Source organism: Pedobacter terrae (genome assembly GCF_900100705.1).
In the GTDB taxonomy this organism is placed as follows: domain Bacteria; phylum Bacteroidota; class Bacteroidia; order Sphingobacteriales; family Sphingobacteriaceae; genus Pedobacter; species Pedobacter terrae.
In genome coordinates this window covers 345,672-369,633 of sequence record NZ_FNCH01000002.1, presented here as the reverse complement: position 1 = coordinate 369,633, position 23,962 = coordinate 345,672, and the positions used below count along the sequence as shown (strand labels likewise).

Genomic DNA, 23,962 nt, shown 5'->3' with positions numbered 1-23,962 from the left:
TGATATTCGTCTATTTGTAACTTTGCTTTGGTAGTTTTTTGCTGAGACAGTCGATACAGATAAAGCGATAAGCCATTATTGGCTAATTAAATAATTAATGACCAAAAAATATTTACCGGTACCTGCTATATTTTGATGGGAAAGCTGAAAGATATGATTAAAAATAAAACTATGAAAAATGAAAATGTCTTAAATTGTCCCAATCGTGGTACTGCTTATATTTGTATACTACCTGCTTTCAAAAAGCGGTATGGCAAAATGATGTCAGGAATAATGATCGTCGTTATGCAAGTTATACTGCTGTCTGCTTGCCAGAACAGGCAGAAAGATGTTCCGGATAAACTCACCAAAAATGAGCAACAAAATATTTTGAATTCGTTAAGCAGTAATATGCGTGCTACGACTACAGATCTTAACGAATCTGATCGCAAGCCAACTAATGAATGGTTGTTGTACAGCCATTATCCGCTTTCTGCGCAAGAAATTAAAGCCATGGAAGCTGCCGAAAAACTGGAAGGCAGTCATGCTCCGGATATGGTAGATCATATTGGTTGCGTTATTTTGCATAGCGAGCTTAAAAACGAAAAGGGCGAAAAGGTAATGCTGGCAGATACTACAGAAAATCCATTGTACCTACAACGTTTTGGACTGGGGGAATATGATAAAAATTTGTCCCAAAAGGTGGGTATCACCATCCGAACGAATCAGTTTTTTTCTGAATTAAAAGGTAAAGTTCAGATCAGGTTAGAAATGGAAGATGGTGTTACAAAATTGGCCGAAATTCCTGTTTCGATTACGATTAATGACCAGAATGAGTTGTAAAGTTCGCTTTTGGCATTGTAACACTTATTTTATCCAGAGTTCTTGCTGCCGCAATCGCCTCTTTTCCTTGTAAGCTCCCCTCTGTTCAGGCCATTCAAAAGTATAATTTTGTCCTCAAATTTCCTGCAATAAATCTACAGGAGATTTGAAGTTCCAGCCTTGCTGTGGTAGATGGTAATGGTAGTCTGCCAAACCTACTGCCCATCTGTCCGTAGTCTGGAGCCTTTGGATTGAGCATAAGAAGACTATGGATTATTTAATGTTGAACGTGAATAGATCTAATCTCTTCTGCTCTCCACCGTATAGATAAAGCTATCGGCCTTATAAAAGCCGAGGTTGTATTCAATTGGTTTTTCGTCAATATCATAAACAAAACGCTTCCTGAATAAGATAGGGGAGCCTATATCTGTCTCTAGTTTAGCGGCAATAAATTCATCCGCAAGTAAGGCACTGATTTCCTCTTTGGATATCATCGCAACAACCGCATGTTCCTTTTCGAGCATTTCATAAAGGGGCGCTTTGTAATCCTCCTCGCCGGTTAAGCCTACATTTGGATGAAAGTAAGATTCGAAATAGACGAAAGGCCCCTCCGGGCGGCCCCTTAAGCGAACCAGTTTCAGCACTTTCTTATCTTCCTTAATCTGAAAAAAACTTGCCAGCCGTTTTTCCGGATAAACCCAGCTTACATGTAATTCAAAATTTCGAATCGGAATTCCCCTGGCGCTCATTTCCTGAGAGAAACTCATCCAGTTTTTGGATTTGGAACTCAGGGATTTCGACTCGGCAACCCTGGTGCCCACACCTTTTTTCCGGCTCAGCAAGCCGTCGTAAACCAGTTTATTGATCGATTGGCGTAAAGTAGTGCGTGATATGCCCAATTCTTTTGATAAGTCTACTTCGTTGGGAAGCAGTTTGCCGCCGGCATATTCAGGGCTTTCAATTAATTTTCGTAACAATGCTTCTGCCTGTACATGTAATGGCACCTGACTTTTATGGTCTATTGTTAGTTTCATACTCGATACAATGATATAAAAAAATCGCTTAATTACATCATGTACATACATGCTATTGCTTGCTGCAATTTAAGCCTCGGTTTAGTCGCAACTGGCAGTCAGGTGCAAAAAATAATCGAATAAAAATTTGGAACTCATTTATTTAATAATACATTTGTATATACATACTAAAGAATGTACTGTCTAACCAAATAGTTTACTTAATTTTTAAAATTTTCGTCATGTTGAGCCAAATACCCATTCTGAATACCTGTTGTGTTAGTTTTAGTAATGATGGTTCAACTATGATCACGATTAAAGCATCGTTACCGGGATAAAAAAATCCTCATTTCGTGTGCCTGAAATTCCTGGATGCCAGAACATTGTATGAACATGGACCAAATTCAAAATATAACATACCAGCACCCTTATCCCAATATGTCAATAGAAGAACCGATGCGAAAGACCGAGCAGGAAATTATGCCGGCATTTATTAAAGAAATCAGCAAACCGCAGGGCTACGATATCTACCCGTACTTTGCGCTGGGAGAAAAACAAATTTTTAATGGTTATGCTGCCCTTGCCGATTACATCACGCGGCAAAAAACCGTCGTTGTGGATGGCTATGTTGGGGTATATTGGAATTTATTCATCCGCTCACTTAAGAAAGAACTTGAATCCAGAAAGTTACGGGTACACATTATAGATACAGCTTCTTTTTTAAAAGATGAAGACCTGATTGATGAAATGACGCTAGACTTTTTAGGCGAGAAGGACGGGGTGTGGGGAAAAAAGACCACGCTGAGCCTGGGTGATTTTTTTGATCTTGAAGCTTTAAAGGCTTCAGAAGTGAATGAAGATTGTGATGTAAACATTATAATCGGCTGCGGCGCTTCGCTAAGCGAATGGGATGCACCCCTGATTTATGTGGATTTACCCAAAAATGAGCTGCAGCACCGAATGAGTGCGGGCGCCATCTGCAATTTGGGCAAGTCTGGTCCGCAGGAACCAACTGAAATGTACAAACGTTTTTATTTTGTAGACTGGGTTGTACTTAATGCCCACAAAGAGCAGTTAGCAAAAAATGTAGCTGTTTTTGTTGATGCGCAGTGGGAGGAAGACATTAACTGGGGCTATGGTGACTCGGTTAGGGAAGGGCTTCAGAAAATGTCTGCATCGGTATTTCGTGCAAGGCCATGGTTTGCCCCGGGCGCCTGGGGTGGGCAATGGATGAAAAAGCATATGCCCCAACTTGATCAAAATGAGGTTAATTATGCATGGTCTTTTGAGCTTATTGTTCCGGAAAACGGTCTGGTGTTTGAAAGTGACGGGCTGCTTTTAGAGGTCTCTTTCGATCTGCTGATGTTCACCCAATCGGAAAACATACTGGGCAGGCATGCTGAACGATTTGGAAATGAATTTCCAATAAGGTTTGATTTTCTCGACACCTTTGACGGCGGTAACCTTTCTATCCAATGCCATCCAAGTCTTGAATATATTAAAGAACAGTTTGGAGAAAACATCACTCAGGATGAAACCTACTATATTCTGGATTGCAATGATGAGGCGAGCGTGTACCTGGGCTTTCAGGAGGACATCGATCCGGCTGCTTTTAGAACAGTACTGGAGGATAGTAACCGAAATGGAGTAGCAATAGAGATTGAGCAATACGTACAGTGTCACCAAGCAGAAAAGCACGATCTGTTTCTGATTCCAAATGGCACCATTCACAGTGCAGGTGCACATAACCTGGTGCTTGAAATTAGTGCAACACCCTATATTTTTACTTTTAAGATGTATGATTGGTTGAGGCTGGACCTCAATGGCAAGCCACGGCCAATTAATATCGACCATGCTTTTAAAAATCTCGATTTTTCACGAAAAGGAAGCAAGGTAAAACAAGAGCTCATTTCCAAACCGACTGTCCTTTTTGAAAAGGAAGGGTGTACCTGTTATCACCTGCCTACCCACGCCGAACATTTTTATGATGTACATCGCCTGGACTTTGATTTACACGTTGATGTTGAAACGGACAATGTTTGTCATGTTCTGATGCTTGTTGAAGGTGGTTCGGTTACGGTAAGCACTGCCAACGGCTCGACCATGCATTTTCAGTATGCGGAAACTTTTGTGATCCCGGCAGCAGCCGGAAGCTACAGCATTACGAATAACTCAAACGGGCAGGCGAAAGTAATCAAAGCTTTTTTAAAATAAATTAACATGACTATACAGGAAAAACATACCGATATCAAAAAAAGTCGTTCTTACTTGTACCTCGTGAGCCTGGTTGCTGCCTTGGGAGGCTTTTTGTTTGGCTTCGATACAGCCGTGATATCCGGTACCATCAGCCTGGTTACAAAAGACTTTGGCCTGGATGCGGTCAGCGAAGGATGGTTTGTGAGTTGTGCCCTTTTGGGCTGCATCATCGGGGTAATCATTTCAGGTAAGCTCAGCGATAAATTCGGACGGAAAATCGTCCTTATTCTCTCTGCCTTTCTTTTCCTAACCTCAGCCCTGGGCTGCATGTACTCGGGATCCTTCTCTGCCCTGATTATCTTCAGGCTTATTGGGGGCATCGGAATCGGCGTGGCCTCGATGGTATCACCGCTTTATATTTCGGAGTTTGCGCCTTCGAGGCTGCGTGGAACCATGGTTTCGCTTTATCAGCTTGCCCTAACCATTGGTATTGTTGTGGCCTATTTTACCAATGCTTACCTGGCAAATCACACCGGCGAGGTGCATTCGAATGCAGCGTTACAAAGAATATTCTCTACAGAAGTATGGCGTGCCATGCTTGGGCTGGGCGCTTTTCCGGCGCTTATTTTTCTTTTGGCGCTCTTTGCCGTCCCCGAATCGCCGAGATGGTTACTAACCATGGGGCGCAAAGATTTAGCAGCGCGGATATTAATCAAAATTGACGGTGAAGCAGCGGCAAGGAAAGAACTGGAAGCTTTTTCCGGTCAACGAATTTCGGGAGAAGAGGGCTCACTGAAAACACTTTTTAGCCCGGTTTACCGTAAAGCGCTTTGGATTGGCCTTTTGCTTCCCTTTCTCTCTCAGGTTTGCGGCATTAATGCCGTTATTTATTACGGTCCGAGAATACTGGAACAAGCAGGCTTTACGCTGAATAACGCCCTTGGCGGGCAGGTAACCATCGGTATCGTAAATGTGATTTTTACATTTGTAGCCATTTTTACGGTCGATAAATGGGGGCGTAAACCCCTGCTTTATGTTGGTGTAGGAGGGGCGGTGATTTCGCTTATCATTATTGGCATGCTTTTTCAGTTCGGCGTAATCTCAGGTCCGTGGATCCTCATTTTTATCCTCGCTTTCATCGCCTGTTTTGCTTTTTCTTTCGGGCCGGTATGCTGGGTAGTTATCGGAGAAATTTTTCCTAACGGCATTAGGGGTAAAGCCATGTCTCTGGCTACGCTTACCCTCTGGATCGGTAATTTCTTTGTTGGTCAGCTTACACCGGTGATGCTTCAGGGCATCGGAACTTCGTGGACCTTCTGGATTTTTGCCATCTGTTGTTCTCCGGCATTGCTCCTCACCTGGAAGCTGATCCCGGAAACCAAAGGACGTTCTCTTGAAGAAATTGAAGAACACTGGCAACGAAGCCAAAGTATCCCCAAATAAATAAACACCAAAAGAACCTAACCATATATCAAAAATGCCTGTAGGCATGCTAACCAATCAAAATGTTATGAGACTCAAAATTTACCAATCAAAAAAACTTAAGTGGTGCTGCTGCAGGCAGCTGGCCTTGCTGTTGGTCGTACTGGTGCTTTTTATGCCAGGTTACCTCGCTGCAAGCCCCTCTGCTTTAATGCTGTTGGGGCAAGGATCTAAAAATATGACCATAGGCGGAAAAGTAGTGGACGAGAAAGGCAGCGGCCTTCCGGGTGTAAATGTGCAGATTAAAGGCACATCGGTAGGCACTGTTACAGATGCTAACGGAAACTACAGCATTTCAGTTCCGGATAATCTGGCGTCAGGAAGCCTCTCTTTTTCCTATATCGGTTATACGGGCCAGGAGGTTGCCATTGCCTCGAGAAAAGTAATTAACGTAAAGCTGGTGCCTGCTGCCGGAAACGAGTTGAATGACGTGGTGGTTGTGGGTTATGGTACACAAAAACGGGTATCTATAACTGGTTCGGTGAGCACGATTGATGCAAAGAACATCGAAAATAAACCCGTACTGAATGCCTACCAGGCATTGCAGGGCGAAGCGCCCAATCTGATCATTCAGCAAACCAACCTAAACCCCGGAAGTGATGTTACCGTGAATATCAGGGGGGTAGGGACTTTAGGAGACAATACGCCCCTGGTGGTTGTGGATGGTATTGTTGGAGGGAATTTAAACACCATTAATCCAAACGATATTGCGAGCGTCTCTGTACTAAAAGATGCCGGTTCTGCTGCCATTTACGGTTCAAGAGCGGCAAATGGCGTAATATTGATTACCACGAAAGCCGGTAAGCTCAATCAAAAAACTACAGTTTCTTATAATGGAAGTTACGGTATCCAGGATGCCAATGTGCTGGTACATAAAGTTCCGGCCTGGCAAAATGCTTATTATAAAAACGAATCTTTGGTTAATTCAGGTTTAAGCCCGGCTTATACACCAGATCAGATTCAACAACTCAAAGATCAGGGAGATGGCACCTGGGATATCGATCATCTTTTACGCACGGCACCACAACAGTCACATAACGTAAATATTGCCGGTGGTGGAGAAAAAAGCGCCTTCTACGTTTCAGCAGGTTTCCAGGATCAGCAAAGTAATTTTATTGGCAATGGGGGTGAGGGATCAAAATTCGGCTATCAGAAATACAATTTGAGGTTAAATCAGACCAATGTTATCGGAAAATTGCGCACGAATTTCATCTTGCTTTATACCAAAACCAGAAACAAGACCAACAGCGTGGGTGATAACAATATCTTCGCCGATGCAAACAGGGTTCCACAAAATTTCAACTGGCAGGACGAAAATGGCAACTACCTCACCAATCCTTTTGCTTCACAGTACAATGAATACGGCGTTCTGGAAAACGGCGGATTTAACCAGGCCGATAATGATGAGATTTTCGGCTCATTCAATGGACAGTTTAACATTACCAAAAACCTGAAACTAACCGGCGAATTCGGTGGAACCTTGCAAAATAATGGCACATTTTTCCGCCGTAGACAGGTAAATTATCTTCCTTCAGGCGTTTACGGAGATGATCGCTCGGTTTTGGATGCCAACAGCAAATCGCAACTTTTCAACACCAAAGTTTATCTGGAATATGGAAAGAAAATTGCAGCGCACGATTTTAAAGTTCAATTGGGTGCTTCAAGCGAAAATTATTCACAACGTGGCTTTCAGCTTCAAAAAACCTTAACAGACCAGTTACTGGGAACGCCAACAACAGGAACTATAGTGGATCCCATTAATTCTAATAATAGCTTAGCGATTAACTCCAATAGCTTGCAGTCTTTATTTGGCAGACTCAATTATGCTTTCGAAGACCGTTATTTGCTGGAGGCCACTGCACGTTACGATGCTTCCTCAAAATTTGCCAGGGGCAACCGCGGCAGTTTCTTTCCATCGCTGAGTGCAGGCTGGATTATCTCTCAGGAGTCTTTTATGGAATCCTTAAAGCGTACGGTAAGCAATCTGAAACTTCGTGCCTCATACGGGGTTTTAGGAAATCAGAATGTGGGCAACTTCCAGTATCAAACCACCTATTTTAACTATGCAAGTGCTTATGGATTCAATAATATCCCGGTAGGTGGCGCAGGTACATTATTATCTAACCGGGATTTAACCTGGGAAAAAGCTTCTACCTTAAATATCGGTTTGGAAGCAGGTTTTTTTGACAATGCATTAACGGCTACTTTTGATTACTTCAATAAAGTAACCAGAGATATCCTTCAGCCAAGGCAGGATGTTCCGGCAATATTTGGTGCGGCTACACCCGATTTTAATGTGGCGAAAGTGAGAAGTAAAGGCTGGGAAGCTTCGGTTACCTACAATTTACGTGGAGAAAACGTAACCCAAAGTTTTAGCCTTAATGTAGCAGACAACCAAAACAAGTTGCTTCAGTTATCGGGTGGAGCTACTGAACAGATCATCAATCAGGATGTATTCCAGTTGCTTAGACGTGTGGGCGAACCCATTACACAATATTACGGCTATCAAACCAATGGATTTTTTCAAAATCAGGCAGACATCAACAGCGCTCCGAAAATTGCCGGAAATGCAGTTGTTCCGGGAGACGTTAAATTTAAAGATCTGAATAATGACGGCGTGATTGATGCAAAAGATAAAACTGTATTGGGCAATCCCTTCCCAAGATATACTTTCGGATTCACCTACCGCCTGGCTGTAAAAGGTTTCGATCTTCAGTTGTTCATCCAGGGGGTGGGTAAACGCGAAACATTCCTTCGCGGAGAACTTGTTGAGCCTTTTCATTATGGTTATGGCGCAACAGTTTATGAGCACATGACCGATTACTGGAGTCCGGGAAATCCTGATGCACGCTACCCGATTTTTGCCAACATCGGATCGCCATCAAATACCAACAACTGGAGAACGGGTTCCGATCTTTACAAATATGATGCGGCTTACGCACGTTTAAAAAATGTGAACATCGGCTATACCTTGCCACAGGCACTAACACAAAAAGCAGGTATTCAGCGCCTGAGGGTTTCCCTGATCGGGCAGAATTTGTTTACGCTTTCAAAACTTAAATTTATCGACCCGGAAACTTCAGAATTCGGGAATAACCTGAGCACTGGTTCGAGTTCGAATAGCGCCCGCCAGTATCCATTACCAATTTTTTACGGAGCAGGTCTTGACATCACCTTTTAATATTCACGGCTAGAATTACTCATATGAAATTTTTAAATAAAACCCTCATCATCGCTTTTAGCCTTCTTGCTTTTGCAGGATGTAAAAAGCTCGATATTGCGCCAACCGACCGGTTTTCAGATTTAACATTCTGGACCGTGGATGTGAATGTAAACAGTGCGCTCAATAATAATTACAGCTTGCTTTACAACAGTTCATTATATTTTGAGCCGGAAGCACTCTCTGATAACGCATATTCACCTTCAGGAGACCTTAACCTGATTGCAAGCGGAAATGCCACTTCGCTTACCGCCAAGTTTGCCGGAGATTGGGCAAGTTATTACAAAACCATAAAGTCAGTCAACATATTTTTAGAAAATGTAGACCAAAATAAAACACTTCCGGCGGCAACTATCGCCAGGATGAAAGCCGAAAACCAGTTTATGAGGGCTTTTGCATTGTTTAATCTAAGTAAATGGTATGGAGATGTGCCCCTTCCGGATCACGACCTTACACCAGAAGAGGCTCAGGTGATTCCACGTACCTCAAAAGCAGCGGTAAGCGAATACATTATCGCTCAGCTTGAAGCGGCAATTCCTAATCTTCCAAGTAAAGATCAGCTCCCGGCCAGTGAAAACGGCAGGATTACAAAAGGTGCAGCACTTGCCCTGCAGATGAGAACATTGCTTTACCAGGGAAACAAAATGGCAGAAGTAGTGGCGGTTTGCGAAAAGTTAATCAACAATCAAGCAACCTACGGCACCTATTCATTAACGTCGAATTACAGTGCCTTATTTAGTGACCCTGCAACCAACAAAACCAACAGCGAAAGTATATTGTCCCTTCAATATGTTCCAACGGTGAGAACCTGGCAAAATTTCTGGGATTTTGCCCCGAGAACAGTTGGCGGAAGGGTGAGTGCCATGGCTCCGACACAGGAGTTGGTAGATGACTATATCATGCTTAACGGAAAAGGAATTAAAGAAGCCGGTTCAGGTTATGTGGAAACCAACCCTTATATCAACCGCGATCCAAGGCTCACCGCCACGGTGGTTTATGACCGGTATACGTGGGTAAATCCTAATAATACGACCAAAACAATTTACATTAAACCAGGTTCAGATCCCGTTCAGCCAGGCCTGGATGAATATTCGCCGGGTTCGCAAAGTGCTTCTGCTACAGGTTATTACTGGAGAAAATATTTCGACCCCATTGCTTTATCGAGTTTTGTATCCGGAAATAATTTACACCTTTTCCGTTATGCGGAGGTGTTGCTCACTTACGCCGAAGCGAAAAACGCCTTGGGGCAGATGGATGCCACTATATGGGCGAAAACAATTGGTGCGCTCCGTGCCAGGGCTGGTTTCACCGATCCGGCAGCCTTAAGTTTTCCGTCAGGAGATTTAACCGCTGTTATCCGTCGCGAACGCAGGGCTGAGCTTGCAATGGAAGGTTTGAGAACAGATGACATCAGACGCTGGCGAGTAGCAGAAGTTACCATGAATGGCTTTGCCCATGGTGCAAAATTTGCAACAGACCAGAACATAGATGGTGGCTACATCAGAACACAACAACGCAAGTTTAATCCGCAAAGAGATTATTTATGGGCAATTCCGTCAAGCGAGGTAAGCCTGAACAAAAATTTAACGCAAAACCCTGGTTACTAAGCCTCGTAAGAATATGAAAAATCTCAAAACATTATTTGCTATGGTGCTGGTGATATGCACCGCTGCAAGCTCTTGCAAAAAGGATGAGCACTCACTTAACGAAAACATGAGCACAACCGGCGCATTAAGCCTGCCGGCCAATATGGCGAGCATAAAACTCACCCCGGCTAATGCATCTGCGGTCCAACAGTTTAAGTGGACAGCAGCAACTCCCGAAGATGGAGGACTTGTACTTTATGAAGTGGCCTTCGACAAAGAAGGCGGTAACTTCTCTAACCCGGTTTTTAAAGTAATTTCTGATGGCGGAGGAATACAAGCCCAGGTTACCATATCGCATAAAGACCTGACCAAAATTGCGGCATTATGTGGTATTAACTCCTCTTCTACAGGTAAGGTCAGCTGGACCGTAATCGCGTCAAAAGCCAGTAACAAGAAAACCGGTCAGGAAAGCAGGACATTACAGCTCGAACGCCCGGCAGGATTTGCCGATGTGCCAACCGACCTTTACCTAACGGGTTCGGCAACAGAAAGTGGTGATGATGTGAGCAAAGCGCTCCGGTTTAAAAAGCTTGAAGACGGCGTTTATGAACTATATACTTCACTAAAAGCCGGAACTTACCAGCTTACAGACAAGCCAACTGCCGGCGGAAGAAAATTTTATGCTGAAGGCACTTTAATTAAAGAAGGCGCTTCAACAATTACCGTTAACGGCGATACAAAAGTGTATTACCTGAAGTACGATTTCAATGTAGCAAGTGTGTTAGAAGTAACCGAAATTCAAAGTATGGGACTCTATATGTCTGCCTATTCAAGCGAAATCGGACAACTAAACTACACGGCTAACGGCACCTGGCAATCTGGCGCAATACCGGTTGTTTTCTATCCGTTTTCATGGGGTAGAGACGAGCGTTATAAATTTGCGCTTCATACCGCTGCAGGTATAAAATACATGGGCAGCAGCAATGTAAACAATGTAAGCCCTGTAGGTCAGGCAGCATCCTATTTTTATCTGAATGCTGTATCCAACGATCAATGGAACAATACCTATAAGTTCGATCCTGCTGCCGATAACAAAAGCGTGAAGGCTACCGTTAGTCTTAGTGCAACTGGTCCGTATACGCATAGCATCATTACTCAATAAATTAAGCGCTGCCACCGGTGGGTTGCCGGTGGTTTTTAAACCTGTTTTTATGAAAGCAATATTCAGATATACCGTATTTATGCTCGCCCTCTTTTTCGCATTTTCATGTAAAAAAGAACCTGCGCCGGCACCAGTTCCTCCACCGCCTGTAGTGCCTCCGGTAGTTCCGGGCGCAGCGGTCAATTACCTTCAGCAGGCAAAGGATACCCACAATTTTACAGTAAATAACCTGCTTACCGCCAGTTACGGGTACCGGGCCAACACCACATCAAAATCTTCGAATTGTTTTGAGTGGTATAACGTAAGCCAGATTTATGCCGATGTCGCCATGGTTGCTGCAGGAGAAACGGGTTATTTGGTGTATATGAACAATACATTCAAATTCATGGACAACATGTGGGATAAGAAAGACCTGCGGGGCGGGTATTTCGCATCAGTTAACCTTGATGGCAGCGGCGCGGGCGGAGATAAATATGTGGATGATAATGCATTGAGCGGAATGGTATACCTGGAGGCTTATGAGGTAACAACAGGTGCCGATAAACAGGCTTACCTGGCGAAGGCTAAAGCCTGTGCTGACTGGTTGATTAACAGTGGTCTTTGGGATAACGCTTACGGCGGAGGCTTTTACTGGAACACCCAGAAACCTGAAAAGCCTACGCAAACCAATGGATTAACCCTCCAATTGTTCGCTAAGCTGTATGGTTTAACCGGAGAATCCATCTACAGAGACTGGGCAAGGCAGGTTGATGCCTGGCTGAGTGCAAAAATGTTCGATGCAAATACCGGCCTTTACATCTGGAAGATAGATGGTGCCGGTGAAGGCTTAAAACACAACGAAAAATTTACCTATGATAATGCCATAATGATAGAAGCTTTTCTGATTTATAGTAAGGTTTTCAACGACCCTTCTTATCTAACCAAAGCCCAAAATTTGGGAAAAGCCATGAATAATACGCTCTGGAACGCACTATACAAAGGTTATGTCTTCAATACCGCAGAAACCAGGATCAACCCGGCGTGGTGTGCCTGGGGCTCTCAAGCCATGATCAGACTTTATGAAGCCGACAAAAATGAAGCCTGGCTGGTATATGCCAGAGAAAATATCAACCGGCTAAATATTGCCAATCGAAATTCAACTACATTGGGCTATTATTTCTTTGCAGGCTTTGATGGCCAGAACCGTTCTACGGAAATGGAAACTGTAGATCAGGCCTGGATGCAAAGACTACAAGCAATGCTATCAAAATTTTAATAACAGATCCTCAATTTTATGAAAACAGGCCTTAAATCGCTATCCATTCTCCTGGTTTTAATTTTTTTTCATGCTATTTCCTATGCACAGGATGTGCTGAAATTTGTGAATCCTAATATCGGTACCGCACACAGCAGGTGGTTTTTTTATACCCCCGCAGCAGTACCTTATGGAATGGCAAAACTTGCACCGTCTACCAATGGCAGTTACGGAAACCTGCAAGGCTGGGAGGCCGTTGGTTATGATACCCGGCACACGTCAATAGAGGGCTTTGTGCATTTTCATGAGTGGCAGGTTGGCGGGATCAGCTTTATGCCAACAGCTGGTAGATTGAAAACCGTTCCAGGAGCACTTGAGAAGCCCGGAAGCGGTTATCGTTCAGGCTTTTCGAGGGAAAATGAATTTGCATCACCAGGGTACTATTCAGTAATTTTGGACGATTTTAAGATTAAAGCCGAACTTACGGCTACAAAGCGTGTGGGGTTTCATCGATATACCTTTCCAAAATCAGACAGTTCAAGAATCATCCTGTCGATAGGAAATGTTCAGGGCGAAAGTGGGCCGGTAACAGACGCTTCGGTAGAAATGATTGATGATACCCATTTTCAAGGCTATGTAATTACCTATCCTAAATATGTTAAAACCTATGATGAGGGCGGGCGCGTTGCCATGTACTTTTTTGGGGAACTCAATAAAAAGCCATTTACAGTGGGCGCTTTGGCTAAAGATGCCGCAGTAGCGAATCAAAGATCATCGAAAGGAATCGGTGCAGGTTTATATTTAGGCTATAAAACGGCAGAAAAGGAAAGCATCGAAATCAAGGTTGGCCTTTCTTATACCTCCGTTGCCAATGCAAAGCTTAACCTAAAAACTGAAGCCGAGCACCTGGCTTTTGCTACGGCAAAAGCGGCTGCTCAGCGCGAATGGAGTATTGCACTGAATAAACTCAAGGTATCAACCAAAAATGTTGCGGCTAAAACAAAATTTTATACCGGCCTTTATCATGCGCTTTTGGGGCGGGGAATCGCCAGCGATGTGAATGGAAATTTTCCAAGACATGATGGTACCATCGGTCAGCTGCCTAAAGATGCAAAGGGGAAATTCAGCTATAATTTTATGAACACCGATGCCATATGGGGAGGTTTCTGGAACATTACCCAACTATGGGCACTTTCTTATCCTACCCATTACAGTGATTTTGTGCACACCCAGCTGGAAATTTATAAAGAACGTGGCTGGTTTGGTGATGGAATAGCCAACAGCAATTTTGTTTCCGGCGTGGGTACCAATTTCGTGGGCTTGGCCATCGCGGGGGCTTATCAGGCTGGCATTCGTGATTATGATTTGAATTTAGCTTATGAAGCCGTAAAGGGAAATGAACTCGGTTATCAAAATCGCCTGGTAGGTTCGGGCAAAATGGATACCAAAAGTTTTATAACGAAAGGTTACGTACCCTATTTAGATGCCGACAAAACAGATTCGACCGGGTCTCATTTTTCCGGTTCGCATACGCTTGAATATAGTTACAGCGCCTTCGCTGCAGCGCAATTTGCCAAAAGGTTGGGTAAAACAGCAGATTATCAGAAAATGATCCAACTGTCAGATGGTTGGAAAAATATATTCGATAAAACGTTAAAGCTTGTGCGTCCTAAAATGGAAGATGGCACGTTTATCAACAAGTTTGATCCTTTAGAAGCGTGGCGGGGCTTTCAGGAAGGCAATGCCACACAATATACTTTTTATGTGCCGCAAAACCCTAAATCCCTGATCAATGAGATCGGAGAAAAAACCTTTAATAACAGGCTGAATGAAATTTTCGAAACCTCCAGGAAAAATGCTTTTGGTGGCGGCAAAACCATAGACGCATTTGCAGGCATACAGTCTCTTTACAATCATGGCAATCAACCCAACCTGCACATCAGCTGGCTATTTAACTACTCTTCATCGCCCTGGCTTACTCAAAAATGGACGAGGGCCATATGTGATGAGTTTTATGGAACGGAAAGCATCCACGGTTACGGTTATGGTCAGGACGAAGATCAGGGCCAGTTGGGTTCCTGGTATGTCATGTCATCGCTCGGACTCTTTGATGTAAAGGGATTGACGGATTTCAGGCCAACCCTTCAGATTGGAAGTCCTGTTTTTGACCAGTCAATCATTACACTGGGCAACGGGAAATTGCTGACCATAAAAGCTGAAAACAACTCAAATGAAAATGTTTTCGTACAATCTGCTTCCTGGAATGGAAAGGTACTTAACCAGGCCTGGCTGTATCGTGATCAACTGATGCAGGGGGGAACGCTTACCCTTAAAATGGGAAGTAAACCCAATAAAAACTGGGGAGTAAAACTGCCGCCCCCATCAGTTCAGTAAACCGCGGTGAGTGATAAAATATATGAAAAAGATCACCTGCATCCTGGTATTGCTTTTCTGTGGTAGTGCCTATGCTCAAACACCCGTCTTAAAAAACATATACAAAGCCCGGGCCGAAGAGATGTTCACTAAAATCTGGACACACTATCGTATAGATAGTTTCCTAGGGCTCTTTAGCGAACATTATCCATCAGGTAAACAGGTAAATCTCGATTATTTTCAGGGTGCTGTTTTACACGAAAAAAAGGTTAGTTTCTTATGGCCTTTTTCAGGAATGTTCTCTGCCGCCAATGTATTGGTTAAATATCCAGATCTAAAGGATAAATATAACCAGTATCTGGATTCACTGGTGATCGGCGTTTTGGCCTATCGGGATACAGTACGCATTCCGTCAGGTTATCAGGCATATCCGGTAGCACTGGAAAAAGCAGACCGGTACTATGATGATAATGCATTGGTGTGCATTGATTACCTCGAAGCCTACTTCAATACAAAAGACCCGCTGTACGTCAAAAAGGCCAAAGAAGTATTCCGTTTCATCGAAAGCGGTTGGGATGAAAACCTGCAGGGCGGCGTTTATTGGCTCGAAGGTCACAAGGATCAGAAACCTGCCTGCAGTAATGGAATGGCAACCCTGGCGGCACTAAAACTTTATGAAGCAACTCATGAAGTGGCTTATCTAAATTGGGGCAAACGATTTTATAAGTGGATGCATGCCAGGCTTAGAAATCCTGATGCCATTTATTACAATGACATAAAGATGGATGGTACTCAGAATGCTACTTATTATACATACAATACAGGATCTATGCTGGAAGCGGCCGTACTTTTGTATCGCTTTACAGGCGATCGCACTTATCTTCATGAAGCCCGGATGATCGCAAAAAATGCCTTCACATTTTTTTCTACCCCGAACAAGGGGGAATTCCGGTTTAGGATTGATCTTCCCTGGTTTGTTACGGTTTTATTCAGGGGATATGAGGCGTTATATAAAGTAGACCATAACCCAACCTATGTTAATGCCATCGCCTCAGATTTGGACCGCGCCTGGAAACTTTCCAAAGATCAATATGGGTTTTTAACGGCAAAATGGGCCACCGATCAAGAAAGTAAAGAAAAGCCAAAATGGCTGCTTGATGAAGCCTGTATAGCAGAGCTTTATGGGCGACTCGGATTGTTGAATATCAAATAATTCAATAAAATATATAAACATCTCATTCCTGGTGCCGGTATCCGCGGTTCACATCTCTGCCGCTTTAGTTGATGTGGAGACCGGGGATTTATTGCCTGAATCTACCCATCGGACAAAAGTTGATTCGAAAGGAAGCCCATCACATATTATACAAAGTCATCGCCAAAACTTTAAACGGAACACCACATTCAGGAAGTTGCAATAGCCATGCCCGGACCATTTGATTATGACAAGGGTATTTTCCTACCTGAAAGGGCCGGGATACAAAAAAGTCATGGGCTTTATTTTAGGAACCGGCTTTGGTTCTGCAAAAGGGATGAACGGAAAAGCAACAGATGCCGATTATTGGCGGTATCTCTTTATGGGCAGCATTTGTGAGCATTTTTTTTCGCCAAGATGGTTTATTGCTAAATACGCCGAGTATTCAGGATTGAATGCACCCAATGTAAAACAGTTAATTGAAACTGCGGAAGCCGGAAGTCCTATGCTCCAGTTATTTGGCGAATTCAGTATGAATTTGGGAATTTTTCTGAGCCAGATTTACAAAAAAGAGCGTTTTGACTGCATTGTATTGGGTGGGAAAATCTCAAATGCCTGGACGCTTTTTTTGACCCAGCTGCATTACTACCTGGATGTTCGCGCTGTTCCGGCTCGGGTATACATCTCCGCACAAGGCGAATCTGCCGCCTTAATTGGTGCAGCCTGCAGTATTTGATAGTATTATTATAGCACTATCATTGCTAACCCCATCTTTAACGACTGATTTTGCCTGCTCAACGAAATCTTAGCGCTGTTTATTAGATTCTTATTGATCTTTAGATATGAATTGAGAGCAATACAGCTTAAATTAGAAATTTTAAAAGATGAAAACCAATATTGGAATTACCGAAAAAAACAGAGATGCAGTTGCTGTTGAACTGGCAAAATTATTAGCCGATGAGTTTGTACTTTACACCAAAACAAGAAATGCACATTGGAATGTAACCGGTGATAACTTCCATGCCAACCATATTTTTTTTGAGGCGCAATACAAACAGCTGGATGAAGTAATTGATAGTGTAGCTGAGCGCATGCGAAAAATAGGTCATTTTGCACCTGCAACAGTGAAAACTTATTTAGAACTTACTCACCTTACAGAATACAGTGAAAGAACTAACGACGGTTTGGGTTATATGGCAGATCTCTTAAGGGACCACGAAAGCATCATTGAGTTTTTACGTGGCAATATTGTTCCTTTTGCAGAAAAATATAAAGATTACGGCACCAGCGATTTTATTACCGGACTAATGGAAACACATGAGGAAATGGCCTGGATGATCCGCTCTTACTTCAGATAATCGAATCGGGGAAGAATAAAATAAATGGAATAATTATATTTGGTGTAAATCATAAATAAACTATTCCATGAAAGCCCTGATTGTTGATGACAATGAAATCGCGAGAACTACTTTGGCCCATTTGGCAAAACAAATACCGAATCTCTTCATCGTAAATGAATATTCCAATGCCATAGAAGCTTATCAGCATTTGCAGAACAATCAGGTCGATCTCCTATTCCTGGATATTGAGATGCCCGAAATGACCGGAATAGAACTGACCAGAAACCTCGTAAGCAAGGATATCGTTATTATTTTTACGTCATCAAAAAAGGAATATGCGCTTGAAGCTTTCGAACTTAATATTGCTGATTATCTGTTAAAGCCCTTTACGCCGGCCCGGTTTTTACAGGCCGTTAGTAAAGCACAGATAATACTAGACAGTAAGAAAGAACATGTGCAGTTTGAAAAGGAAGAGTTTATCTTCGTTAGAGATTCCAATATTACGAGACGATTGAGCATAGATGATATTTTTTATGCCGAAGCAATGGGCGATTACGTGAAGTTTTATACTTCAGAAAAAATGTTCGCCATACACGGTACGATGAAAGCTGCTGAAGAACGTTTGTTGAAAAACAATTTCATCAGGGTGCATCGTTCTTATATTATCGCGCTTGGTAAAATAGATACCATGCAGGATGGCGGGGTTGTAATAAATGGGAAATTTATTCCGGTGGCCGATGCCTATCGGAAGACACTTAATACAAGAATGAATGTTTTTTAACTGGCATGTTCCTTTGGAGCCGGCCAGCTAATGATTTGAGGTGAGGTGTTCCTGCCATCAATTTATATTTAATTTATGATCAATATTTCTACAGTGATGGGCAATAAACGTTTTGCTTACCTGATTGTGTTTACATTCATTGTAGATTCTATCCTCCTGATCGTGTTGCAAATCAATTCGGCCCAAAATACAAAGGCATTGATCAACAATAACAACATACTCTTAAAGGAATTGCGATCCAGCAACCACCTAAGGGAGATTGACAGAGATATCTTAGGGGTAGAAAGTAGAATAAGGGCCTCCATAGCTACAAATGACACGAGCCACCTCGAAGGGGTAGAACAAAAGATAGACCAGATAGAAAACTTTCTTGATTCACTTTCAAAAGATAATGTTGATACAATAGAGGAAGCACTGATCCGGAGGCTAAGCGTTCTGACATTGGACAAAAAAATAGTAAAGGAACAACTTTTACGTCGCTTCCATTCGATTGGAAACATGGACGATCAGCGTTCCATTGCCAATCCACGGGCGAGAAAAATTTCCAATGAGATCACATCAATTACGGCGAAAATTTATGAAAGCCGGCAACTGAATATGGTAAAGCTGAGCAGGCAAAGCGAAGAAATGGGTAGAAAGGCCCGGCTTTACGATGTTTCCATACTGGCGTTGCTTGTTGTAAGTGGCGCTATCATTGGATATCATATCGTCCGCCAGTTTCGCAGGCAACATTTACTGATCCACGAACTGGCCGTTGCCGAACAGAAAGCATCAGTAGCTGCACAGACAAAAGAAAATTTTCTGGCCAATATGAGCCACGAAATCAGAACGCCTTTAAGTGGTATTTTAGGTTTTACCAATTTGCTGCAAAAGAGACCGCTGGATGCGACTTCAGCTGAATTTGTATCTTCGATCCAGCGTTCTGGCGAAAATCTGATGGCCATCATCAACGACATTTTAGACCTTTCTAAAATTGAAGCTGGAATGATGCGCATTACACCAGGAATTTTCAGTATCAATGGATTAATAAACTCTGTGGAAACACTTTTTTTAGAACGCGCAAACGAAAAGGGTTTAAGCATATCTAGCAGAATAGACCCGGCTATACCCGATACATTAATCGGCGATGCCACCAGATTGACGCAGATATTGGTAAACCTGATTGGCAATGCCATCAAGTTTACACAACACGGAAGAATCAATATTGAAGTTTATAAAAAAGAACAGACAGCAGGTAAAACAACGGTTGGTTTCAAGGTGTCTGATACAGGCATAGGCATTGATAAGGAAAAATTAAACGAAGTTTTTGAACGATTTAACCAGGGTGAAGATTCGATAACAAGAAATTACGGTGGAACCGGTCTGGGCTTATCTATCGTAAAAAACCTGATTTTATTACAAAACGGAAATATTGAAGTAAGCAGCGAACAAGGGAAGGGGACGACTTTTAGTTTTTATATTCCCTACGGTATTGCCGAGAACCAACTTCCGGTAGTACCAGCTGTAAATACCGGGTATTTTAAGGATAAATCAAATGCGCCGTTACGGATGCTGGTTGTCGATGATAATGCCATTAATCAAAGTTTGATGCAGCATTTATTATCGCAGTGGAATATCGATTTTGATATTGTCTCCAATGGGCTGGAGGCAATTGAGCAACTCAAGGGGCAAACTTATCATCTGGTGCTGATGGATATCCAGATGCCCAAAATGGATGGATATGCAGCCACGCAGCACATCCGGGAGGTGCTGAAATCAGACATTCCCATCATCGCAATGACGGCACATGCGATGGCAGGAGAAAGAGAAAAATGCCTGAGCCGCGGAATGAATGAATATTTATCTAAGCCGATTAATGAGGAGGAATTATTTAAGCTCATATCCACATTCGGACTTAAAGAAACACAACAAAAAGAAAAAAAAGCTGTAGAAATTACCACCCACTTTCAGTATCTCGATCTTGCTTATATGCATTCCATAAGCGGTGGGGATGCAGATTTCGAAAAAACCGTTACTCGGCAATTTATTGATAACGTACCCCTTCATTTACAGGAGATTATGGATGCCTATCAAAGCCATAATTTTGTAACTGTAAACCATAGGGCACATGATTTTAAAACCAGCATTGCCATGATGGGATTATTGACAATCTTAGAAGAAAAACTGGATGTGCTTGAAGCTGCTACCGAACAAAAAGCATCATTGCAGCAGGTTTTAGAAGAATTAAAAAGTATTTTAACCATTGCAGTTGCTGAAGCTAAAATTTTTTTAAAACATTTATAAACGACAATAAAAATGAATTTATTCTCACCTATAATTTTTCGTAACCTAACGTTAAAAAATAGAATTGCCTTATCTCCCATGCAACAATATAGCGCAAAAGATGGCGTTCCAGGTAACTGGCATTTGGTGCACTTAGGCAGCCGCGCCGTTGGTGGTGCAGGTTTAATTATCACTGAATGTACCGCGGTGTCTCCGGAGGGATTAGCTACTTTAAGCGATGTTGGGATCTGGAACGACGAACAGCAAACCGCCTGGAAAACGATAGTGGATTTTGTACACGAACAAGGCGCCAAAATTGGTATACAATTGTGGCATGCCGGAACAAAAGGAAGTTTAAAACATCCCAATGAAGGCATGAAACCGCTAACAACCGAAGAAGGAGGCTGGGCCTTAAAGTCGTCTTCTGCAACAGAAATAAATGGTGTAATATCGCAGGAACTTACCGTTGAAGAAATTCAGGAACTGAAAACTGAATTTGTTGATGCTGCATTAAGGGCTGTTGATGCCGGCTTTGATACGATAGAATTACATGCCGGTCACGGTTATCTGTTTCATCAGTTTTACTCTGCGGTAATTAATAAAAGGCAGGATGAGTATGGTGGAAGTTTGGAGAACAGAATCAGGTTCCTGGTCGAAACTGTTCAGGAAATCAGAAATGTTATTCCGGATGGGATGCCTTTGATGGTCAGGATTTCGACCGTAGATTATATGGAAACGCCGGAAGCCTGGACCCTGGAAAACAGCATTGAGCTCTCAAAAATACTGAAACAAAATGGCGTTGATCTGATTACCGCATCAGGCGGCGGATTTACGAACGTTAGTAAGGACAGGGTTTTTCCAGGCTATCAGGTTCCTTTTGCCAGGGCCATCAAGGAACAGGTAGGGATTGCCACAGGTGCTGTCGGCATGATTACCGATGCCAATCAAGCAAATGAAATTATTGTTGATGATCAGGCAGATCTGGTTATTATCGCCAGGGAACATTTGCGTGACCCCTATTTTGCCCTCCATGCTGCAAAAGAATTAGAAATGGACATCGAAATACCATGGCAATATAAAAGAGCATTCTAATTTTTTTTAAATCTCCTATGGAAAATCCAGGTGCATCTGTTGTGATTACCCACCATATACTGGAGGGAAAACAAAAAGAATATGAAAAATGGTTGGATGAAATTGTACCCATTACTAAACATTCCCAGGGTTTTATCGATCTGCAGATCGTAAGGCCTATACCTAAACTAACATTTGTTTACACGGTTATTATCCGCTTCGATACGATTGATAACCTGAAAAGCTGGATGGAATCAGGCGACAGAAAACAGATCATTGAAAAAGCAAGTCCTTTCTTCAGAAAAAATGACAGATACCAAATAAAATCTGGTCTGGATTTTCTTTTCAATGCAGAAAATGAAGGTCATAAAGTACCTGTTCGCTGGAAGCAATATCTCGTTACCTGGTCAGCAATTTATCCCTTATCGCTAATTATTCCGGTTTTGTTGCAGCCATTTCTAAGGTGGCTGGGCATTCCGGTTAACCACTATTTTGATGCTTTTATAAACTCTGGTTGTATTGTTTTGCTGATGGTTTATCTAGTGATGCCCAACTACACCAGGCTGATTAAAAAATGGCTATTTAAATGAGTTAATAATAGCTAAAGTCCGGTTTATTTATCATTCGATCTAAAGAATCACTGCTGTATGGCAGTGATTTTTGTTTTAGAGGAGTTTAGCCAGCAAAATCTTACATTTCTAACGATTCTTTTTGCCTGTTCACCGAATTAGAAAGTAAAAGGCTCTGATTCTGCAATAGATTTACAGCAGGAAAACAAAAAAGCTATTTAATCAACCAAAGTCTAAAAGTAAATTTATTCATCCATTAAATCTCTTGTTATGATTACCAGAACCATTAAAAAAGTAGCTTACATTGGTATATATATATCAATGCTCATTACAGCACCACAATTATCTTTTGCACAAACAAATACACAAACAGCAGCTGTAAACACGTCGAAAATCTGGGGAACTGTTGACGGCATTAGCATCGAAGGGATGGTGCAGGGACCTTCAACCGAAACCACCCAATTGCAAATCGCATGTGTTTTTGAATATACCGAAGGTGATATCTTCAATTCGCCACCTGCATTGCCAGAAGCCTTAAACGGAATGGTTCATCTGGATAAAAGTTTAAATGGCCTCATTACAGACCTTAGGAAATCAGGCAAATTTGCAGGACATTCATTGGAAAATTTATTAATTACACCGCCTTCGGGAACCATTGGCGCAAAGAAATTACTGCTTATTGGGTTGGGCGACCGGAACAAATTCACTCCCGAACTCATGCAGCAGGTTGCAGCGGTAGGAATGGAAGAAGCATTGCGCCTGGGCGTTACAGAATATGCCTTTGCATCTGATCTGAAAGATGCTGGAATAGATTCGCCTACCGCAGAAGTTGCGGGATATGGTGTCACCGGAGCGATCAATGCCTACCGGACCCAGGTTTATCTGAAGAGTAAAAAGATGTCGAACCTGAAACCGATAACGAAAATAACTTTACTGGCAGGACCAGCTTTCTTCGTTACCGCCGGTGAAGGGATTACAAAAGCAATTGCAGCTTTTAATAATTAAATTTTTCTCATCAATAGGGGAGGGATTATGGAATGGAGCCAACTATCACCATTGACCATAAATCCTGGTGTAGATGGAATTCTATCTGCTTTAGAAACATCTAAAAAAAATAACTATGTCACTAAAACCAGCGGTCAGCAATACTGACCATGCACAAGGCAATTTAAATGCCGATCTTGTTATCGTAGAATATGGAGATTACCAATGCCCTTATTGTGGCGCCGCTTATCCTGTTCTTAAAGAATTGATGAACCAATTCGGAAGTCAGATTAAATTCGTGTTTAGGAATTTTCCGCTATCTGAGATGCATCAATATGCAAGAGCTGCGGCACTAGCTGCGGAAGCAGCGGCTTTACAGCATAAATTTTGGGAGATGCATGATGCCATTTACGAAAATCAGCGGAGTTTAAATGAGCATTTACTGTTGGAGTTGGCAAAAGAATTGAAACTGGATATCCCTCAATTCAAAAGTGATCTGGAAGGTTCAGAATTGAAAGCCAAAATTGATGAAGATTTTGAAAGCGGAGTGGTAAGCGGAGTAAATGGAACGCCTTCATTCTATGTTAATGGTAAAAAGTTTGAAGGCGGTGCTGAGGACTTATTTCATCTGGTTGGTGCAGATATAAAATAACCGAATCAAATCTAAAGAAATTTAAATTAGCTCAATAAAATCAG

18 protein-coding genes are annotated in these 23,962 nt (G+C 42.4%); 17 read left to right on the top strand and 1 reads right to left on the bottom strand.

The genetic code is table 11. The annotated features are described in order from the left end of the window. Positions 1–285: 285 nt before the first annotated feature. A complete protein-coding gene (locus BLR60_RS04730; protein WP_143009028.1) occupies positions 286–822 on the top strand; it encodes a hypothetical protein in 537 nt (178 codons plus the stop codon). Between the two features lie 278 nt (positions 823–1,100). On the opposite strand, the gene BLR60_RS04725 is transcribed toward BLR60_RS04730, so the two are convergent. Then, a complete protein-coding gene (locus BLR60_RS04725) occupies positions 1,101–1,835 on the bottom strand; it encodes a GntR family transcriptional regulator (RefSeq protein ID WP_090497403.1) in 735 nt (244 codons plus the stop codon). Between the two features lie 435 nt (positions 1,836–2,270). On the opposite strand from BLR60_RS04725, the gene BLR60_RS04720 reads away from it, so the two are divergent. From BLR60_RS04720 to BLR60_RS04645, 16 genes are all read left to right on the top strand, one after another. After that, on the top strand, positions 2,271–4,028 hold the full coding sequence (locus tag BLR60_RS04720; RefSeq protein WP_244155591.1) for a class I mannose-6-phosphate isomerase: 1,758 nt from the start codon (positions 2,271–2,273) through the stop codon (positions 4,026–4,028). 6 nt (positions 4,029–4,034) lie between these two features. Beyond that, the gene (locus tag BLR60_RS04715) at positions 4,035–5,453 is read left to right on the top strand and encodes a sugar porter family MFS transporter (RefSeq protein WP_090497316.1); all 1,419 of its coding nucleotides are present in this window, start codon (positions 4,035–4,037) and stop codon (positions 5,451–5,453) included. 67 nt (positions 5,454–5,520) lie between these two features. Beyond that, positions 5,521–8,673 carry a SusC/RagA family TonB-linked outer membrane protein gene (locus BLR60_RS04710; protein WP_167354686.1) on the top strand — a complete coding sequence of 1,051 codons (3,153 nt, stop codon included), beginning with the start codon at positions 5,521–5,523 and terminating at the stop codon, positions 8,671–8,673. Positions 8,674–8,696: 23 nt separating this feature from the next. Beyond that, on the top strand, positions 8,697–10,319 hold the full coding sequence (locus BLR60_RS04705; RefSeq protein WP_090497314.1) for a RagB/SusD family nutrient uptake outer membrane protein: 1,623 nt from the start codon (positions 8,697–8,699) through the stop codon (positions 10,317–10,319). A gap of 13 nt (positions 10,320–10,332) precedes the next feature. Next, entirely contained in the window at positions 10,333–11,460 is a 1,128-nt protein-coding gene (locus BLR60_RS04700) for a SusE domain-containing protein (RefSeq protein WP_090497312.1), read from the top strand. Between the two features lie 49 nt (positions 11,461–11,509). Then, the gene (locus BLR60_RS04695; protein WP_244155590.1) at positions 11,510–12,715 is read left to right on the top strand and encodes a glycoside hydrolase family 76 protein; all 1,206 of its coding nucleotides are present in this window, start codon (positions 11,510–11,512) and stop codon (positions 12,713–12,715) included. An 18-nt stretch (positions 12,716–12,733) separates the two neighbouring features. Further along, the gene (locus tag BLR60_RS04690; protein WP_090497310.1) at positions 12,734–15,088 is read left to right on the top strand and encodes a GH92 family glycosyl hydrolase; all 2,355 of its coding nucleotides are present in this window, start codon (positions 12,734–12,736) and stop codon (positions 15,086–15,088) included. A 22-nt stretch (positions 15,089–15,110) separates the two neighbouring features. After that, on the top strand, positions 15,111–16,280 hold the full coding sequence (locus tag BLR60_RS04685) for a glycoside hydrolase family 76 protein (protein ID WP_090497308.1): 1,170 nt from the start codon (positions 15,111–15,113) through the stop codon (positions 16,278–16,280). Between the two features lie 226 nt (positions 16,281–16,506). Beyond that, the gene (locus tag BLR60_RS04680) at positions 16,507–16,995 is read left to right on the top strand and encodes an acetate and sugar kinases/Hsc70/actin family protein (RefSeq protein WP_090497306.1); all 489 of its coding nucleotides are present in this window, start codon (positions 16,507–16,509) and stop codon (positions 16,993–16,995) included. 148 nt (positions 16,996–17,143) lie between these two features. Next, on the top strand, positions 17,144–17,617 hold the full coding sequence (locus BLR60_RS04675) for a Dps family protein (protein WP_090497304.1): 474 nt from the start codon (positions 17,144–17,146) through the stop codon (positions 17,615–17,617). A 67-nt stretch (positions 17,618–17,684) separates the two neighbouring features. Continuing rightward, entirely contained in the window at positions 17,685–18,380 is a 696-nt protein-coding gene (locus tag BLR60_RS04670) for a LytR/AlgR family response regulator transcription factor (protein WP_090497302.1), read from the top strand. A gap of 75 nt (positions 18,381–18,455) precedes the next feature. Then, positions 18,456–20,663, top strand: coding sequence for an ATP-binding protein (locus tag BLR60_RS04665; protein WP_090497300.1), 2,208 nt, complete (start codon positions 18,456–18,458; stop codon positions 20,661–20,663). Between the two features lie 12 nt (positions 20,664–20,675). Continuing rightward, positions 20,676–21,734 carry an NADH:flavin oxidoreductase/NADH oxidase gene (locus tag BLR60_RS04660; protein WP_090497297.1) on the top strand — a complete coding sequence of 353 codons (1,059 nt, stop codon included), beginning with the start codon at positions 20,676–20,678 and terminating at the stop codon, positions 21,732–21,734. Positions 21,735–21,751: 17 nt separating this feature from the next. Further along, entirely contained in the window at positions 21,752–22,303 is a 552-nt protein-coding gene (locus BLR60_RS04655; protein ID WP_090497295.1) for a putative antibiotic biosynthesis monooxygenase, read from the top strand. Between the two features lie 249 nt (positions 22,304–22,552). After that, the gene (locus BLR60_RS04650) at positions 22,553–23,287 is read left to right on the top strand and encodes a M17 family peptidase N-terminal domain-containing protein (RefSeq protein WP_090497293.1); all 735 of its coding nucleotides are present in this window, start codon (positions 22,553–22,555) and stop codon (positions 23,285–23,287) included. Positions 23,288–23,402: 115 nt separating this feature from the next. Next, entirely contained in the window at positions 23,403–23,918 is a 516-nt protein-coding gene (locus tag BLR60_RS04645) for a DsbA family protein (RefSeq protein WP_090497291.1), read from the top strand. Positions 23,919–23,962: the final 44 nt, after the last annotated feature.